18 protein-coding genes are annotated in these 15953 nt (G+C 74.6%); 8 read left to right on the top strand and 10 right to left on the bottom strand.

The window, feature by feature from the left end; translation table 11 throughout:
• Positions 1 to 70: 70 nt before the first annotated feature.
• Together AC4H2G_RS17830 and AC4H2G_RS17825 are read right to left on the bottom strand one after the other, a co-directional pair.
• The gene (locus tag AC4H2G_RS17830) at positions 71 to 1660 is read right to left on the bottom strand and encodes a molybdopterin-dependent oxidoreductase (protein WP_494367077.1); all 1590 of its coding nucleotides are present in this window, start codon (positions 1658 to 1660) and stop codon (positions 71 to 73) included.
• A 132-nt stretch (positions 1661 to 1792) separates the two neighbouring features.
• On the bottom strand, positions 1793 to 2470 hold the full coding sequence (locus AC4H2G_RS17825; protein ID WP_494367076.1) for a winged helix-turn-helix transcriptional regulator: 678 nt from the start codon (positions 2468 to 2470) through the stop codon (positions 1793 to 1795).
• 188 nt (positions 2471 to 2658) lie between these two features.
• Between AC4H2G_RS17825 and AC4H2G_RS17820 the strand changes: the two genes are divergently transcribed.
• On the top strand, positions 2659 to 3489 hold the full coding sequence (locus AC4H2G_RS17820) for a class I SAM-dependent methyltransferase (protein WP_494367075.1): 831 nt from the start codon (positions 2659 to 2661) through the stop codon (positions 3487 to 3489).
• Between the two features lie 55 nt (positions 3490 to 3544).
• On the opposite strand, the gene AC4H2G_RS17815 is transcribed toward AC4H2G_RS17820, so the two are convergent.
• Positions 3545 to 4381: an SDR family oxidoreductase gene (locus AC4H2G_RS17815; protein WP_494367074.1), complete on the bottom strand. Its 837-nt coding sequence runs from the start codon at positions 4379 to 4381 to the stop codon at positions 3545 to 3547.
• A gap of 299 nt (positions 4382 to 4680) precedes the next feature.
• Between AC4H2G_RS17815 and AC4H2G_RS17810 the strand changes: the two genes are divergently transcribed.
• From AC4H2G_RS17810 to AC4H2G_RS17800, 3 genes are all read left to right on the top strand, one after another.
• Positions 4681 to 5775: a putative F420-0 ABC transporter substrate-binding protein gene (locus tag AC4H2G_RS17810; RefSeq protein WP_494367073.1), complete on the top strand. Its 1095-nt coding sequence runs from the start codon at positions 4681 to 4683 to the stop codon at positions 5773 to 5775.
• Between the two features lie 128 nt (positions 5776 to 5903).
• Complete coding sequence (locus AC4H2G_RS17805; RefSeq protein WP_494367072.1) at positions 5904 to 6899, top strand: putative F420-0 ABC transporter permease subunit; 996 nt, start codon at positions 5904 to 5906, stop codon at positions 6897 to 6899.
• Entirely contained in the window at positions 6896 to 7918 is a 1023-nt protein-coding gene (locus tag AC4H2G_RS17800; RefSeq protein ID WP_494367071.1) for an ATP-binding cassette domain-containing protein, read from the top strand. The genes AC4H2G_RS17805 and AC4H2G_RS17800 overlap by 4 nt, the downstream gene beginning before the upstream one ends.
• A gap of 22 nt (positions 7919 to 7940) precedes the next feature.
• Here the strand turns inward: AC4H2G_RS17800 and AC4H2G_RS17795 are convergent, their stop codons facing one another.
• The 3 genes from AC4H2G_RS17795 to AC4H2G_RS17785 are packed head-to-tail and all read right to left on the bottom strand — an operon-like array spanning position 7941 to position 9721.
• On the bottom strand, positions 7941 to 8369 hold the full coding sequence (locus AC4H2G_RS17795; protein WP_494367070.1) for a TIGR03667 family PPOX class F420-dependent oxidoreductase: 429 nt from the start codon (positions 8367 to 8369) through the stop codon (positions 7941 to 7943).
• Complete coding sequence (locus AC4H2G_RS17790) at positions 8366 to 8806, bottom strand: CoA-binding protein (protein ID WP_494367069.1); 441 nt, start codon at positions 8804 to 8806, stop codon at positions 8366 to 8368. The genes AC4H2G_RS17795 and AC4H2G_RS17790 overlap by 4 nt, the downstream gene beginning before the upstream one ends.
• Before the next feature lie 51 nt (positions 8807 to 8857).
• Complete coding sequence (locus AC4H2G_RS17785) at positions 8858 to 9721, bottom strand: SDR family NAD(P)-dependent oxidoreductase (protein ID WP_494367068.1); 864 nt, start codon at positions 9719 to 9721, stop codon at positions 8858 to 8860.
• Between the two features lie 202 nt (positions 9722 to 9923).
• Between AC4H2G_RS17785 and AC4H2G_RS17780 the strand changes: the two genes are divergently transcribed.
• On the top strand, positions 9924 to 10952 hold the full coding sequence (locus AC4H2G_RS17780; RefSeq protein ID WP_494367067.1) for an RNA polymerase subunit sigma-70: 1029 nt from the start codon (positions 9924 to 9926) through the stop codon (positions 10950 to 10952).
• Positions 10953 to 10956: 4 nt separating this feature from the next.
• On the opposite strand, the gene AC4H2G_RS17775 is transcribed toward AC4H2G_RS17780, so the two are convergent.
• Both AC4H2G_RS17775 and AC4H2G_RS17770 read right to left on the bottom strand, forming a co-directional pair.
• Positions 10957 to 11415, bottom strand: a complete 459-nt coding sequence (locus AC4H2G_RS17775) for an anthrone oxygenase family protein (RefSeq protein ID WP_494367066.1) — start codon at positions 11413 to 11415, stop codon at positions 10957 to 10959.
• On the bottom strand, positions 11412 to 12332 hold the full coding sequence (locus AC4H2G_RS17770; protein WP_494367065.1) for a Rossmann-fold NAD(P)-binding domain-containing protein: 921 nt from the start codon (positions 12330 to 12332) through the stop codon (positions 11412 to 11414). The genes AC4H2G_RS17775 and AC4H2G_RS17770 overlap by 4 nt, the downstream gene beginning before the upstream one ends.
• Before the next feature lie 215 nt (positions 12333 to 12547).
• On the opposite strand from AC4H2G_RS17770, the gene AC4H2G_RS17765 reads away from it, so the two are divergent.
• Entirely contained in the window at positions 12548 to 13510 is a 963-nt protein-coding gene (locus AC4H2G_RS17765) for an AraC family transcriptional regulator (RefSeq protein WP_494367064.1), read from the top strand.
• A gap of 82 nt (positions 13511 to 13592) precedes the next feature.
• Here AC4H2G_RS17765 and AC4H2G_RS17760 read toward each other — a convergent pair whose 3' ends face one another.
• Positions 13593 to 14096: a metallophosphoesterase family protein gene (locus tag AC4H2G_RS17760; RefSeq protein ID WP_494367063.1), complete on the bottom strand. Its 504-nt coding sequence runs from the start codon at positions 14094 to 14096 to the stop codon at positions 13593 to 13595.
• 49 nt (positions 14097 to 14145) lie between these two features.
• Between AC4H2G_RS17760 and AC4H2G_RS17755 the strand changes: the two genes are divergently transcribed.
• Positions 14146 to 14547 carry a PNPOx family protein gene (locus AC4H2G_RS17755; protein ID WP_494367062.1) on the top strand — a complete coding sequence of 134 codons (402 nt, stop codon included), beginning with the start codon at positions 14146 to 14148 and terminating at the stop codon, positions 14545 to 14547.
• 64 nt (positions 14548 to 14611) lie between these two features.
• Here the strand turns inward: AC4H2G_RS17755 and AC4H2G_RS17750 are convergent, their stop codons facing one another.
• Positions 14612 to 15190, bottom strand: coding sequence for an AMIN-like domain-containing (lipo)protein (locus tag AC4H2G_RS17750; RefSeq protein ID WP_494367061.1), 579 nt, complete (start codon positions 15188 to 15190; stop codon positions 14612 to 14614).
• Between the two features lie 152 nt (positions 15191 to 15342).
• Between AC4H2G_RS17750 and AC4H2G_RS17745 the strand changes: the two genes are divergently transcribed.
• Positions 15343 to 15936 (top strand): HhH-GPD-type base excision DNA repair protein, encoded by a 594-nt coding sequence (locus tag AC4H2G_RS17745; RefSeq protein ID WP_494367060.1) that lies wholly within the window; start codon positions 15343 to 15345, stop codon positions 15934 to 15936.
• The last annotated feature ends 17 nt before the right edge of the window (positions 15937 to 15953 follow it).

Genomic DNA, 15953 nt, shown 5'->3' with positions numbered 1-15953 from the left:
CCTGCGGGCGCGCGGCGACGAGCAGGAGGCTCGTGGGGCGCGCGGTGGAGGTCACGCGCACATGCTGCCATCAGCCGACGCGGACGTCCACCTCGTGCCAGCCGCTCGCGCCGTCGGGTGCCGGGGCCGCGACGTCGGACGTCTGCACCTCACCGTCCGCGTCGGTCGCGCGCACGGTGAGACGGTGGTCGCCGGCGTCGGCGTCCCACGCGAACGACCACTGCCGCCACGTGTCCGCGCCGACCGTCTCGGCGAGCGTCGCGGGCTCCCACGGGCCGTCGTCGACCCGCACCTCGACGGCCTCGATGCCGACGTGCTGCGCCCACGCGACGCCGGCGACGGTCACCTCGCCCTCGTCCACCGCGGTGGATGCCCGCGGCGTGTCGATGCGCGACGCGAGCTTGATCGGGCCGCGCTCGGACCACCCGCGGGTCGACCAGTAGGCGACGTCGTCGGCGAACGTGGTGACCTTGAGGTCCGTCACCCACTTCGTCGCGGACACGTAGCCGTACAGGCCCGGGACCACCAGCCGCGCCGGGAACCCGTGCTCGGCAGGCAGGGGCTCGCCGTTCATCCCCACCGCGAGGAGGCACTCGCGCCCCTCGTCCTGGAGCACCTCGAGCGGGGTGCTCGCCGTCCACCCGTCGGCGCTCGTCGACAGCACCATGTCGGCGCCGTCCCGCACGCCGGCGCGCGCGAGGAGCTCGCGGACCGGGTAGCCCAGCCACAGCGCGTTGCCGACGAGGTCGCCCCCGACGGAGTTCGAGACGCACGTGAGCGTCAGGTGGTGCTCGACGAGAGGGAGCGCGAGGAGCTCGTCGAGCGTGATCTCGAACGGCTCGTCGACGAGGCCGGAGACGCGCAGGGTCCAGGAGTCCGGGTCGACCTGCGGCACGCGCAGCGCCGTGTCGATGCGGTAGAAGTCGTCGTTCGGGGTGACGTAGGGCGCGAGGCCCGGAACGCCGAGGTCGGCGCCGGCCGGGACGGCAGGAGCCGCGACCGACGGGGCAGGCAGCCGCAGCGCCTCCCGGGCCGCGGTCACCGCACGGGACCCGGCCGACACGGCACGCGACGTCGCGAGTGCGACCACGCCCGCTGCGACGGTCAGACCCGTCACGAGGAGGAACCGGCGCCGGTCGGGCCCGGTCGCGGCCGGGACGTCCGCGCCGGGTGACGTCGTCCCCACGCCGCTGTCCAGCAGCGCGGCCGGCCGCAAGGTCCCGAGCGCGGCGCGCAGCAGGAGGACCGCGAGGCCGACGCCGACGACGCTCGGCAGTGCCCAGGCGAGGCTCGCGCCGGGGCGCACGACGGCGACCACCGCCGCCACCGCCCCCACGACCACGAGCAGGACCGCGCCCCACGGTGGCCGGCGCAGCTCGAGCCACCCGGCGAACGCGGCACCCGCGGCGAGCACGAGGACCATCGTGCCGATCAGCACCGTCTTGTCCGCCGTGCCGAACGTCTCGACCGCCCAGTCCTTGAGGGGTGCGGGCACGGAGTCCACGACGCCGGCTCCCGCGGCGAACAGCGGACTCGAGCCGGGGGCCACGAACGACGCCACGAGCTCCGCGACGGCGAACCCGGTGGCCGCTGCGGCGACACCGGCGAACGCGGCCCACAGGCCGGAGCGTGGTCGAGGTACGGGCTGCGTCGTCGTCACGCCTCAGGGTGCGCTCTCGCGGCGTGCCGGCGCCACCTCGTCCGTGTCCTGCACCGCAACCGTCAGGAACCCGTAAGAGCTCGTGCTCACCCGCAGCTGCGCGGCGGCCCCTCGACGACGAGCGTGGGGCGCCTACGCGGCCGGTCGCGGCACGCGCGCGAGGTCCGACTGCCCCAGCCACGTGGGCAGGCTGCGCCGCGCGGCGCTCGGGCCGTCGAGCACCACGTCTCCGCGGCGCAGCGCGCGCTCCCACGTGGTGTCGCCGCGCCATACGTGAGTCAGGGCGCGCAGGCCGGAGCGGACGACGACCGCCGGGTCGAGCCCGGGGTCGACGTCGCACAGGTCCGCGTCGCCGTCGCGCACGACGAGCCACCAGCGCGCGACCCGCGCTTCGACGTCGTCGAGCCGGAACTCGACGGCCGTGGGCTCACTCGGCCAGGACGACACGGGCACGGTGCGCCGCACGTCCCAGAACAGCAGGTGCGGGTCGAGGTCCTCCTCGCCGAGCTCGCTGATCCACCGCGCGCCCCACGCACCGAGCGACTCGACGACGGGGCGCAGCTCCTCGCCAGCGACCGTCAGGCGGTACCTCGACCGGCCGCCGATCTCGGAGCGCCGGACCACGCCTGCACGTTCGAGCGTGCGCAACCGCTTTGCCAGGAGTGCCGGCGACATCTTCGGGTTCCCTCGCCGGAGCTCGTTGAAGTGCGTGCTCCCGGCGAGCAGCTCGCGCACGACGAGCAGCGTCCACCGCTCGTCGAGCACCTCCATGGCCTTGGCCACCGGGCAGAACTGGCCGTACGTCGCCATCGCCGTCTCCCTCGTCCGCCCCGCGTCCGCACATCCAGTCGACACCCGGAGGGCGGGTCCGCACCAGCCTCGTCGAGAAGCAGGGTGGTACAGATCCAGCACTGGATGCCCACCTGGAGGGAGCGCGACGCTGTTCGGACGTGACCCACCACGGTCCGCCACCGCGGACGGAAGAGCAGGAGACACGCATGACCGACACCGTCGTCCTCTCGGACCTCAAGACCCGGCACCGCGCGATGTGGGCGTCCGGGGACTACCCCGCGGTCGCGGCGGAGGTGGTGCACGCCCTCGGCGAGGACCTCGTCACCGCGTGCGGCGTGCACGCCGGTCAGCGCGTGCTGGACGTCGCGGCGGGCACGGGCAACGCGGCGATCGCGGCGGCAGCGCGCGGCGCGGACGTCGTCGCGTCCGACCTCACCCCCGAGCTGCTCGACGTCGGGCGCCGGCTCGCGGCCGAGCGCGACGTGGAGCTCGCGTGGCAGCAGGCCGACGCGGAGGACCTGCCGTTCGAGGACGCGTCGTTCGACGTCGTCCTTTCCGCCATCGGCGTGATGTTCGCGCCGCACCACCAGGAGGCCGCGGACGAGCTCGTGCGCGTCACGCGGCCGGGCGGGACGATCGGCCTCGCGAGCTGGACGCCCGGCGGGTTCATCGGGCAGATGTTCGCGACGATGAAGCCCTTCGCGCCCGCTCCCCCGCCCGGGGCGCAGCCTCCGCCGCTCTGGGGCGACGAGGCGCACGTGCGGTCGCTGCTCGGCGACCGCGTGACCGACGTCCGCGCCGAGGTGCGGACCCTGCCCGTCACGCTGTTCGCGGACGGCGAGGCGTTCCGCGCCTACTTCGCCTCCCGGTACGGGCCCACCATCGCCGTGCGCCGCAGCCTCGAGGGTGACCCGGACCGGCTCGCCGAGCTCGACGCGGCGCTGCGCGATCTCGGCGCGCGTCACCTCGACGCCGACGGTGCGGGACCACGAGCGATGGGCTGGGAGTACCTGCTCCTCGTGGCGACGCGGGCCTGACGCTCCGGCGGGGTCGGACGCCCCCGGCAGCAGGCCCGGTGGCCAGCAGTCCCGGTCAGGCGTCCCGGTGCGCGGCCTCGCGCGCCGGGACGCCCTTCGGCTCAAGCGGGGCGCGCCACAGCGAGTAGGTCGACGCCTGCGCGACCGGCCGCAGGATCAGCGAGTCGATGTTCACGTGGTGCGGCCGGGTGACGGCGAACGTCACGACGTCGGCGACGTCGTCGGCGGTGAGCGGGTCCTCGACGCCCGCGTACACGGCGTCCGCCCCGGACTGGTCGCCGTGGTAGCGGTTGAGCGAGAACTCGGGCGTGTGCACCAGCCCGGGAGCGATCTCGATGACGCGGATCGGCTCACCGACCAGCTCGAGCCGCAGCGTCCTCGCGACGCCGAGCAGCGCGTGCTTCGACGCGACGTAGCCGGACCCGCCGACGTACGTGTCGTGGCCGGCGGTCGACGTCATGAGGACGATGTCGCCGCGGCGCGACGCGCGCAGCAGCGGGAGGAACGCCTTCGTCACGCGGACCGTCCCGAGCACGTTCGTCTCGAACATGTCGCGCCACTCGTCGATCTCCGCCTCGTCGACGTGGTCGACGCCGAGCCCGAAGCCCGCGATGTTGAGCAGCGCGTGCACGGGTCCGCGCGCGGAGGCCTCGGCGACGAGACGCGCGACGTCGTCGTCCGACGTCACGTCGCCGACGACGGGGTGCGCGCCCGTGCGCTCAGCCACGTCCGCCAGGCGGTCCGCACGCCGCGCGAACGCGACGACGTCCCAGCCGCGGGCCCGCAGGAAGCGCACGCACGCCTCGCCGATGCCCGACGACGCGCCGGTCACCACGGCGCGCAGGGGTGAGGTCGTCGGGACGTCGGCAGGCAGGTTCACGAGCTCGGTCACGACGGACACTCTGCCACGCGACGACCGACCGGACCGCCCGCATGCGTCGGACCGGCCCGCGCGTCGCCGTCGGACGCCGTCCGTCACCGTCCATCACCCACCGCCTGGCGGCCGAGCGCTGTGTAGGGTGGACGGTGGACCGCGGGCCGCTGATCTGGCCCGCCGGAGCGATCCCTTCCTGGGCCGCGGGTCCGCAGGACGCGAGATGGCGCGTCGAGCACCGTACCGAGCCGGCACCGGCGTCCCCGTGGGACGACTGCCGTGCGGCTCGGACCCGCCTCGTCCCCGGAGATGCATTCATGCCGTCACGCCACCCCTCGTCCGCCGTCCTCCGTCCCCGCCGTGACCGTCGTCGGGGCGTCGCCGTCACGACGTCCGCCGCTGCCACCGCGGTCGCCGTCCTGCTCGCGGCGTGCTCGTCCGGGACCGCCGGCGGGGGCGACCCGACGGCGGCGGGCGACGCTGCGCCGTCGGGCAGCGACAGCGGCGCCGCTGCCGCGTCCACGCAGTACCCGCTCACCCTCGACGACTGCGGGTTCGAGGTGACGTTCGACGCCGCGCCCGAGCGCGTCGTGACGATCAAGTCGAGCACCACGGAGATGCTGCTCGCGCTCGGCCTCGGTGAGCGGATCGTCGCGTCGGCGTTCCTCGACGGGCCGGTCCCCGACACGCTCGCCGACGCCGCGGCGTCGGTCCCCGCCGTGGCCGAGCCGCTGTCCGACCAGGTGCCCGGCGCCGAGGCGGTCCTCGGCCTCGAGCCCGACCTCGTGTACGCGGGCTGGGAGTCGAACCTCACCGCCGACGGCGCGGGCGACCGCGAGACGCTCGCGCAGCTCGGCGTCGCGACGTACGTCTCCCCCGCCGCGTGCAAGGCGCCCGCGTACATGCCCAACCCGCTGACGTTCGACGACGTCTTCGCCGAGATCACCGAGGTCGGCGAGATCTTCGACGCCCAGGGCGCGGCCGCTGACCTCGTCGCAGAGCAGCGCGCAACCCTCGACGGCGTCACGCCCGACGACCGCGGGCTCACCGCCCTGTGGTACTCCTCCGGGGACGACATCCCGTACGTCGGCGCCGGCATCGGCGCTCCGCAGATGATCATGGACGCCGTCGGCCTGGAGAACGTCGCCGCCGACGTCGAGGACACCTGGACGTCGTACGCCTGGGAGGAGGCGATCGCCGCCGACCCCGACGTCCTCGTGCTCGTCGACGCGGCGTGGAACACCGCGGAGGCGAAGATCGAGCGCCTCGAGTCGAACGCCGCGACGGCCGAGATGACCGCGGTCCGCGAGGGTCGCTACCTGACGATCCCGTTCCCGGCGACGGAAGCCGGCGTGCGCAACGTCGACGCCGTCGTGGACCTCGCCGCGCAGCTGGAGGCACTCGACCTGTGACCGTCGTCGACCGCGTGCCCGGCTCCCCGCACGCCGGCCCGCCGAGAAGGGGGTTTCCGCCCCGGAATCACGCGGATCCGGGGCGGAAGCCCACTTCTCGGCGCGCGCGCCGCGGTGCCGCGTGGTGGGTGCCCGTGGGGGTGGGCGCGCTCGTCGTGACGGTGCTCGTCGCGGTGACGATCGGCCCGGCCGACCTCGCCGTGGGCGACGTGTGGCGGTCGATCGCGTCCCATCTCGGGCTGGGCGGGCTCCTCGGTCTCGAGCCGCTCGGCGCGCTGCAGGACGGGATGGTCTGGCAGCTGCGCCTGCCGCGCGTGCTCACCGCGGCGGCGGTCGGGGCGGGGCTCGCGGTGTGCGGGGTCGTCATGCAGTCGCTCACCCGTAACCCCCTCGCGGACCCGTACCTGCTCGGGCTGTCGTCGGGCGCGTCCCTCGGGGCCGTGCTGGTGCTCGTCGTGGGCTGGACGATGCTGCTTCCCGTCGCCGCGTTCGGCGGGGCGGTCGTCGCGCTCGTCGCGACCCTCGCGCTCGCCGGCGCCGTCGGCACCCTGACACCGAGCCGCACGGTCCTCGCCGGGCTCGCCGTGAGCCAGCTCGCGGCCGCCGCGACGAGCTTCGTCATCTTCTGGTCCGCGACCGGCGACTCCTACCGCGAGATCCTGTCGTGGCTCATGGGGTCCGTCGCCGGAGCGACGTGGACGTCGGTGGCCGTCGCGGGGATCGCGACGCTCGTGCTCGGCACGCTCCTCGCATCGACGGGGTCCGTGCTCGACGCGTTCACGTTCGGCGACACCGCGGCGTCGGCCCTCGGGGTGGACGTCCAGCGCGTGCGCTGGGTCCTGCTGGTCGGCGTCGCGCTGCTCACCGGGGCGCTCGTCTCGCAGTCGGGCTCGATCGGGTTCGTCGGGCTGATCCTGCCCCACGCGGTGCGGCTCCTCACGGGCGCCCGGCACCGGCTGCTGCTCCCGCTCTCGGCACTGTTCGGCGCGTCGTTCCTCGTGTGGGCCGACACGCTCGCGCGCACGGTCTTCGCCCCGCGCGAGCTGCCCGTCGGGATCGTCACCGCCGCGATCGGCGCGCCCGTGTTCGCGCTGCTCCTGTGGCGCGGGAGGAGCACAGCATGACCGAGACCCGCACGACGACGTCCGGCTCGCCGTCCACGCCCTCCGCCCCGGCACCGGCGACGTCCACTCCCATCGACAGCGACGCCGTCGCCGCGCACGATGACCGGCACGGTGACGGGCAGGTTGACGGGCACGGTGACGCTCGAGGCGACGGCCTCGATGCGGCCCGGGTGTCGTGGTCCGTCGCCGGTCGACTGATCCTCGACGGCGTCGACGTGACTGCGCCGCCCGGGACCGTGAGCGGGCTGCTCGGGCCCAACGGCTCGGGGAAGTCGACGCTCCTGCGCGTGCTCGCGGGGGTCCAGGCACCGTCGGCCGCATCGGAGGCATCGGAGGCATCGGAGGCATCGGAGGCATCGGACGCATCGGACGCCTCGGCGCCGTCGGCACCGGACGGCGCGCGGGCGCCTGCCCACGTCCGGTTCGACGGCGACGACCTCCTCGGACTCTCGCGGCGCCGTCGGGCACGGGTGCTCGCGCTGGTCGAGCAAGACGCGACGACCGAGCTGCCGCTGACCGTGCTCGACGCGGTGCTCCTCGGCCGCATCCCCCACCGTTCGCTGCTCGCGGGCGACTCCGCGCACGACCGCGAGGTCGCCCGCGCTGCGCTCGCGACGGTGGGGATGGAGGCGTTCACCGAACGTGAGGTCGCGACCCTCTCCGGTGGTGAGCGCCAGCGCGTGCACATGGCGCGTGCGCTCGCCCAGGAGCCGGCGCTGATCCTGCTCGACGAGCCGACCAACCACCTCGACATCGCCGCCCAGCTCGACGCGATGCGCGTGCTGCGACGCCTCGCCGACGACGGCGTGACGGTGCTCGCAGCGCTCCACGACCTCACCCTCGCAGCGCAGACGTGCGACCACGTGGTGCTGCTGTCCGCCGGTCGCGTGGTCGCCGCCGGGGACGTCCACGACGTGCTCGTGCCCGACGTGCTCGAGCCGGTCTACGGCGTGCGGTGCGACGTGCTCGTGCACCCCCGCACGGGGCGGCCGGTCCTCACGTTCTCGCCGCGGGACTGACCCCCCCGGGGGGTCGCGACCCTCAGAAGCCGCGCAGCCTCTCCGGCCGGATGCGCACCGTGACCGAGTAGTCGGCGTGGAAGCCGTCGGGCGTCATACTGAGGCCCTCGATGTCGGCGGCGTACTTCTCGTCGTAGGCGGCGCGCTCGCCGGGGGTGAGCCCGGCCTCGTCGATCGTCGCGGCGCCCGTGAGCACGACGACGTCCCCGCCCGAGCGGGTGCTGTTGAGGTGGACCGCCACGCGGGGACTCGCCCGGACGTTGCGCAGCTTCGCGGTGCGCGGCTGGCTCTGCAGGACGACGTCGCCGTCGGCACCCCCCAGGAACCACACGGGGGTGGGCTGGGGTGTGCCGTGCGGGTCGACGGTCACGAGCCAGACCACGCGCTCGGCGGTCAGGCGCTCGGCCGCGCGCCTGCCCAGGTCGGTGTCCCGGTCGATCACGGCGCTCATGCCGCGCTCCCGAGCCGCGGCAGCTCGATCGCCGGGCAGCGGTCCATGACCATGTCGAGGCCGGCGTCCCGCACGCGTCGCGCGGCGGCCTCGTCGATCACGTCGAGCTGGAACCACACGGCCTTCGCGCCGATCGCGACCGCCTGGTCCGCGACGTCGCCCGCGAGCTCGGACCGCACGAAGACGTCCACGACGTCCACGGGGAACGGGATGTCGGCGAGCGACGCGAACCCCCGCTCGCCGTGGACCGTCTCGGCCGACGGGTGCACGGGGACGATCCGCTTGCCGTGCTGCTGCAGCACGCGCGCGACCCCGTACGCCGCACGTGCGGTGTTGTTCGACAGGCCGACGACGGCCCAGGTCTCGGTCTCCTCGAGGACCCGGCGGATCGTGTCGTCGTCGGTCGGCAGGTTCGTCGCGTGCTCTCCGTTGATCATGACGTGCTCAACGGTCGCGCCCGCACCGGCATTCCGACGCCGCCGCTCCATCTAGTCGTCGAGGCCTCCCATCGTGAGGTTCACCGTCGTCCCCGTGAGCCCGCTGGCCCGGTCGGACGCGACGAAGGCCGCGACCTGCGCCATCTCGGCGAGCGTCATGAGCCGCCGCGGGTGCGTCCTGCTCGCCAGCCGTTCCTGCCAGGCCTCCCAGGTCAGCCCGGTCGCCTCGGCGCGAGGCTCGAACGCCTCCCGGATGGTGCTCGACTCCGGCATGGCCTGCGGCCGCAGGCCGACGACGCGGACACCGTACGGCGCGAGCTCGGCGGACAGGTCCCGCGTCAGGGCCTCCTTCGCGGCCATCGCCGGCCCGTAGCCACCGACCAGCGGGGTGCCGGTGCGTGCCAGCAGAGCCGTCACGGTCATGATCACCCCGGACCGTCGTGGCACCATCCGGCGGGCCGCGAGCCGCGCCGTGAGGAGGTACGACGTCGCGTAGTCTCCGACGACCTGCCGGAACCGCTCGGCCTCGACGTCGACGAGCGGGATCCCGACGACCGTCCGGTCGGGGATCCCCACGGCGTTGAACGAGACGTCGACCCGCCCCGAGGCCTCGACGACCGATCGGAGATGGTCGTCCACCGCCCGCTCGTCGAGCGCGTCGACCTCTGCGACGTCCGCCGTCCCGCCGCGCTCGACGAGGTCCCTCGCGACCTCCTCGACCGGCGCCCGCCGGTGGCCGGTGAGGTGCACGACTGCACCCTCGCGCGCGAAGGCTCTCGCCACCGCTCCCCCGATAGCACCCGCGGCCCCGTAGACCACCGCGACCTTGCCTGCCAGCAGCCTGCCGTCCGTCGTCGTCGCCGACTCGATCCCCGCGAGCGACTCGTCGCTCGTCACCCTCTCGTCCGCCAGCATGGTGTCTCCGTTCCTCAGGGACGCCGGGCGCACCGGGCCCCGTGTCCGCGGATCGACGGCGGTGCGCCGTCCTCTGGACAGACACCGCGCGGGCGCGAAAGTGGGCGCGCCCGGTCGGCGTCGTCGGTGCCTCTTCCCCGACGCGTGCCAGACTCGGGGAACCGGGCACCACGGCCCGGACCACGGTCACGAGGGTGGCGCGATGGACGACGCGACAGACCTGCTCTCGAGAGCGCGCACGGGGGACGGCGAGGCGTTCGGCGCGCTGTGCGGGCCGCACCGGGGCGAGCTGCGGGCCCACTGCTACAGACTGCTCGGGTCGTTCGAGGACGCCGAGGACGCGCTCCAGGAGACGTTGCTCGCGGCGTGGCGAGGTCTCGCAGGGTTCGAGGGCAGGTCGTCCCTGCGCACGTGGCTCTACCGGATCGCCACGCACCGGTGCCTGAACGCCCGACGCGCGGCGAACCGCCGACCGGCGCGAGCGTGGGACGTGCCCGGTGTCGTACCCCCTGAGCCGACACGTCTCGGCGAGGTCACCTGGCTCGAGCCCTTCCCCGACGCGCTGCTCGCAGGATTGCCTGACACGCCGGCGGGTCCCGAGGCGCGCTACGAACGCCGGGAGTCGATGTCGCTCGCTTTCGTGGCCGCCGTCCAGCTTCTGCCGCCGCGCCAGCTCGCCGTCCTCGTGCTGCGCGACGTCCTCGGGTTCCCCGCCCGCGAGGTGGCCGAGATGACGAGCACGACCGTCGGCGCGGTGACGAGCGCCCTCCGGCGCGCGCGCGGCGCCCTGCGCCACAGGGTGGACGACCACCACGACGCGCCGCCGACCCCGGGGTCGCGGCGCGAGGCGGCTGTCGTCGAGGCGCTCGTCCGTGCCTACGAGGCGGCTGACCTCGACGCGCTCGTGTCATTGCTGACCGACGACGTCGTGGTCTCCATGCCGCCCATGCCGTTCGAGTACGTCGGGCGTGACGCCGTGACCGGGTTCTGCGACGCGATCTTCCGCGCAGGTCGACGTTTCGACCTCGTGGGCACCCGCGCGAACGGCCAGCCGGCCTTCGGCACCTACCTCCGGTCCCCGGCCACGGCGGAGCGGACGGGGACCGGGCTCCTCGTCCTCTCCCTCGCGGGCGACCACGTCCGGGCGATGACCCGGTTCGACGCGGCCGTGCTCCCCACCTTCGGTCTGCCGCGCACGCTGGGACACCAGCCGCCGGAGCCGGTCCGCTGACGGCTCAGGCGACGGCGAACACGAGGAGTGCCGTCGCGACGGCCCCCGCGGCGGTTCGCGCATGGTTCCAGGCGAGCCACCGGGGGACGAAGGTCAGCCACTCGGCCGCCGGGTCGGTCGCCGCGTCGAGACGGTTGTTCAGGGGCACGTTCCCGACGGCGGTGATCCCGAGGATCCCGACGAGCGCGACGACCGCACCCGCGAGCGCCCACCCGGCGTGGGGCTCGCCGCCGACCAGGCCGACGACCGCCGCCGCCGCGGGCAGCAGCACCGACGCCGCGAGGAGGAGCATGAGCGGCGGACGGACCGCGGTCACGTTGATCGACCGCATGGCCGCGGCGCCCGCCGCGGGGTCGAGCCGCCGCAGACCGGCCATGACGAACGCCGAGAAGGCATAGAGCACGCCACCCGCGAGCCCCGTCGCGACCGCCGCCGCGACGACGAGGACCTCGAACGCGCTCATCGCTCCCCCGCCGCGTCGCGGGCCCCGACGGACCAGGCGGCGGCCTCGCGCGCCGCGAACTCGCCGAAGTCCCGCGGCTCGCGGCCGAGCGCCCGCCGGACGCCGTCGGTCAGGTGGGCGCCGCGCCCGTCGAGCACCTCGACGAACAGGTAGCGCATGAGGTCGACGACGTCGTCCGGCAGCCCCGCGGCTGTCAGCCCGCCCGTGAACTCGTCCATCGAGATCGGCACGAAGGCCACGTCCCGGCCGCTCGCCGCGGCGATCTCGGCGACGGCGTCCGCGAACGTGAGCAGGCGCGGCCCGGTGAGCTCGTAGACCTGCCCCGCGTGGGCGTCGTCGGTCAGGGCGGCGACCGCGACGTCGGCGACGTCCTCGAGATCGACGAACGGCTCGACGACGTCGCTCACCGGCAGCGCGAGCGTCCCCTCGAGCACGGGATCCAGGAGGAAGCTCTCGCTGAAGTTCTGGTCGAAGAAGGCGCACCGGACGACGACACGACCCGGGAAGACCTCCGCGACGGACGACTCGGCACGCTGCGCCTCGGTCTCGCCACGCCCGGAGAGCAGGACCAGGCGCTGCACCCCGGTGCCGTGCGCGAGCGCGGCGAACCGGGTGACCGTCTCGGGTGCGCCCGGGACCGCGAGGTCGGGGGCGTACGCGACGTACACGGCCTCGACCCCGTCGAGCGCCGGCGCCCAGGTGGTGTCGTCGTCCCAGTCGAACCGGGCGGCGCCGGCACCGCTGCGTGAACCACGTCGCACCGGGAGGCCGCGCGCGTCGAGGCGGTCGGCGACGCGGCGCCCCGACTTCCCGGTCGCGCCGAGGACGAGGACCGTCCCGGGCGCAGGGTCGGGGACGGGGGACGCGGTCTCGCGGTCCTCAGGGCGGACCGTCGTGGTCGGGCTCGTCGAGCTCATGGCGTTCTCCTGTCGGTGGTTCGTGCGGTGACGAGTGCCAGTCAACCCGAGGTCGGGCGAGACGCTCCATGGCCGAGCCGCTCGTCGGCATGTGCGATCGTCTCGATCGCGAGATAGCGACACCCCGCCGAGATAGTGGTCCCCGACCGTCCTGGCGGGGGTCGTCGCGCGGCACGTCGCTATCTCGCGGCTCCGTTTCTCCGTACGCTGGCGAGATGGACGTGGTCTCCGGACTGCTCGACGGACCTCGCGCGCGCGGCGCATTCCTCCTGCGCAGCCATCTGCGCGCGCCGTGGGGCCTGCGCATCGAGGACGAGGCGCCCCTGACGATCGTGCCGGTCCTTCGCGGCTCGGGCTGGGTCGGGCCCGCGGACGGCGAGACACGGCACGGGGGCGGCGCTCCCGACCCGGGCGTCCTCGTCGAGGAGGGCGACGTCGTCCTGTTCCGCGGCCCCGACCACTACGTCGTCGCCGACTCCCCCACCACCGCGCCCCAGGTCGTCATCGGCCCGACCGAGGTATGTCGCGCGATCGACGGCGGTCCCTCCCCCATGACCGTGCTCGGCGTGCGCTCGTGGGGCAACGACCCCGACGGCGAGACCGTCATCGTCACCGGGACCTACCCGCTCGACGGCGAGGTGGGCCGCCGGATCCTGCGGGTGCTGCCCCAGCGCGTCGTGCTGCGGCGGGGCGACGTCGACGCGCCCCTCGTCGAGATGCTGGCGCGCGAGGTCGTGCAGGACCTGCCGGGCCAGGAGGCCGTGCTCGACCGCCTGCTCGACCTCCTCCTCATCTCGTGCCTGCGGACGTGGCTCTCCGGACCCGACGCGCCGGGCTGGTACCGCGCCGACGCCGACCCCGTCGTCGGCGCCGCCCTGCGCCTCATCCACCACGACCCGGCGCACCCCTGGACGGTCGAGTCGCTCGCGCGCGAGGTCGGGCTCTCGCGCGCCGCGTTCTCGCGACGGTTCACCGAGCTCGTCGGCGAGCCGCCCATGACCTACCTCACGGGGTGGCGCCTCGACCTCGCCGCGGACCTGCTCCTCGCGGACGACGCGACCCTGTCGTCGGTGGCGCGCGCCGTCGGGTACGGCACGCCGTTCGCGCTCAGCGCGGCGTTCAAGCGCGTGCGGGGCGTGAGCCCCGCGGTCCACCGCGAGCGCGCCGGGGCCGCCTGACCGGACCGCGTCCACCCCGGCCCGCGCTGCAGGCACGACGAGGGCCCCCGAGGTCGGAAGGAGTCCAGGACGGCCGGCGCGCTCACCGCTCGACGGGCACGAGCGCGACGTCGCGCAGCACGCCGTCGTCGACCTCGGCCGTGAGGTACGTGCCGACCGGCTGACGTCGGCGGTCCGTCGGCGAGCCGGGGTTGAGCAGCCGCATCCCGCCGGGGGTCACGGTGTCCCACGGGATGTGGCTGTGCCCGAAGACGAGCAGGTCCGTGTCCGGGTACGCGGCGTCAGCGCGGCGCTCGCGCCCGTCCTTGCCCCCGGTCTCGTGCACGACGGCGACGCGCAGCCCGTCGACCGTCGTCCGCGCCACCTCCGGGAGCCGGGCGTGCAGCTCGGGTCCGTCGTTGTTGCCCGCGACGCCGACGAGCCGCGCCGCGCGCGCCTCGAGCTGGTCGAGGAGCGCGACGTCCACCCAGTCCCCGGCGTGCACCACGACGTCCGCGGCGTCGACCGCGCGCCACACCTGGTCGGGCAGCGCGCGGGCACGCGCGGGCACGTGCGTGTCGCTGAGGAGGAGCAGTCGGGTCGGCACCCGGTCACGATAGGTCGCGCGACCGCCACGTGCCGCGCGACCATGGGGCATGCCGATGCCGCACTGGGTCACCCGGACGAACAAGCACGTGCTCAACCCCGTCATGCTGCGCGTCGCGACGGGGATCGGCCCGATGGCGGTGGTCCGGCACGTCGGGCGGCGCAGCGGACGCGAGTACCGCACGCCCGTGTTCGCGTTCGCCTACCGCGAGGGCGAGCACGTGCGCGTCGTGTTCGCCCTCACGTACGGTCCCGACGTCGACTGGGTGCGCAACATCGACGCCGCCGGGTCGTTCGTGCTCGAGCGACGCGGCGTCGACTACGCGGTCGACGACGTCCGCCGCCTCAGCGGGGAGAGCGGCCTCGCGCTCCTGCCGGGCTGGACGAGCGCCGTCCTGCGGCGCACGGGCGTCGACGAGTTCCGTACCGGACGGCTCCGTACGCTGCCCTGACCGGAGGCACGGAACCACCGCCCTCGTCGATGCTTCCGCCGGCTTCCGCCGGCTCCCGCCGGGCTCAGCAGTCCCTGTGGCCCGTCGCGCACCACTCGTGCCCGACGTCGACGACGAGCCGGGACCCGGGACCCGGACCGGCCAGGACGAACGCGCGGAAGGGCAGCCGCGCCCGCACGCCGAGCCCGACCGTCGTCACGCCCTCGAAGCTGCCGGCCCACGCGACGTGCCGGAAGGTGCGGTAACCGGAGGTGTCGACGAGCGTGCCTCCCGGACCGACGAAGAACGCGTCGGTCGGGACGACGCCGACGCGTGCCACGACCTCCAGCCGCGCTCCGCCCCGGACCGGCACGACGGCCCCCGAGCCGTCCACGACGACCTGGTTCACGTAGCGCACCGACCATCCGGTGAGCGGGCGGTCGACATCGAGCACGAGCCGGTCGAAGCATCCGTGGCGCCCGGCGCGGACGTCGGTCAGCCGACCGGCGGACATGCCGGGCGCGCTCTTCGCGAGCGAGCCCCAGACCTGCCCGCAGTACGGATGGGCCGCCGCCGCGGGGGCCGTGACGACGCTCCCCGTGAGCAGTCCTCCCGCGAGGAACAGCGACAAGACGGACATCCAGACGAGCACTCGACGGCGCATGGCGTACTCCTTCGTACCCCTCCCACGGTCCTCCGGCAGGCGTGACCTGTCAACGCCCTGACGGACGCGCGCGGGGCGCCGAACGGACCGGTGCGCGGTCGGTCGATCCGGCCCTGGGGCCGCCTCCCCGCGGGGCTGTCATCATGGGACGCATGGCACGCGACCTGTGGATCACCGGAGACCCCGAGACCGATGCGCTCCTGTCGAGCGACCCGTTCGCGCTGCTCGTCGGCATGCTGCTCGACCAGCAGTACCCGATGGAGCACGCCTTCGCCGGCCCGCGCAAGATCCGCGACCGCCTCGGCTCGATCGACCCGCACGCCGTCGCGGACGCGGACCCCGACGCGTTCGTGACCCTCGCGACCACGCCGCCGGCGATCCACCGCTACGGCCGATCGATGGCGGCACGGGTCCAGGCGCTCGCCCGCGCGGTGGTCGACGACTACGACGGCGACGTCACGCAGGTCTGGACGCGACGCGGCGCCGACGGCGCACCGACGGGCGCCGAGGTGCTCGCCCGGCTCCGCGCGCTCCCCGGGTTCGGCGAGCAGAAGGCCAAGATCTTCCTCGCGCTCCTCGGCAAGCAGCGCGGCGTCGAGCCGGCCGGGTGGCGCGAGGCCGCCGGGAGCTACGGCGACGACGGGTCGCGGCGCTCGATCGCCGACGTGACGAGCGCCGAGTCGCTCACCGAGGTCCGCGCGTTCAAGAAGGAGCAGAAGGCGGCCGCCAAGGCCGCGAAGGCCTGACGCCCGCTACTGTCTCC

The organism is Cellulosimicrobium sp. BMG9.23 (assembly GCF_059159985.1).
The sequence above is the reverse complement of the archived record's forward strand: the minus strand, read 5'-3'. Positions and strand labels throughout refer to the sequence as shown.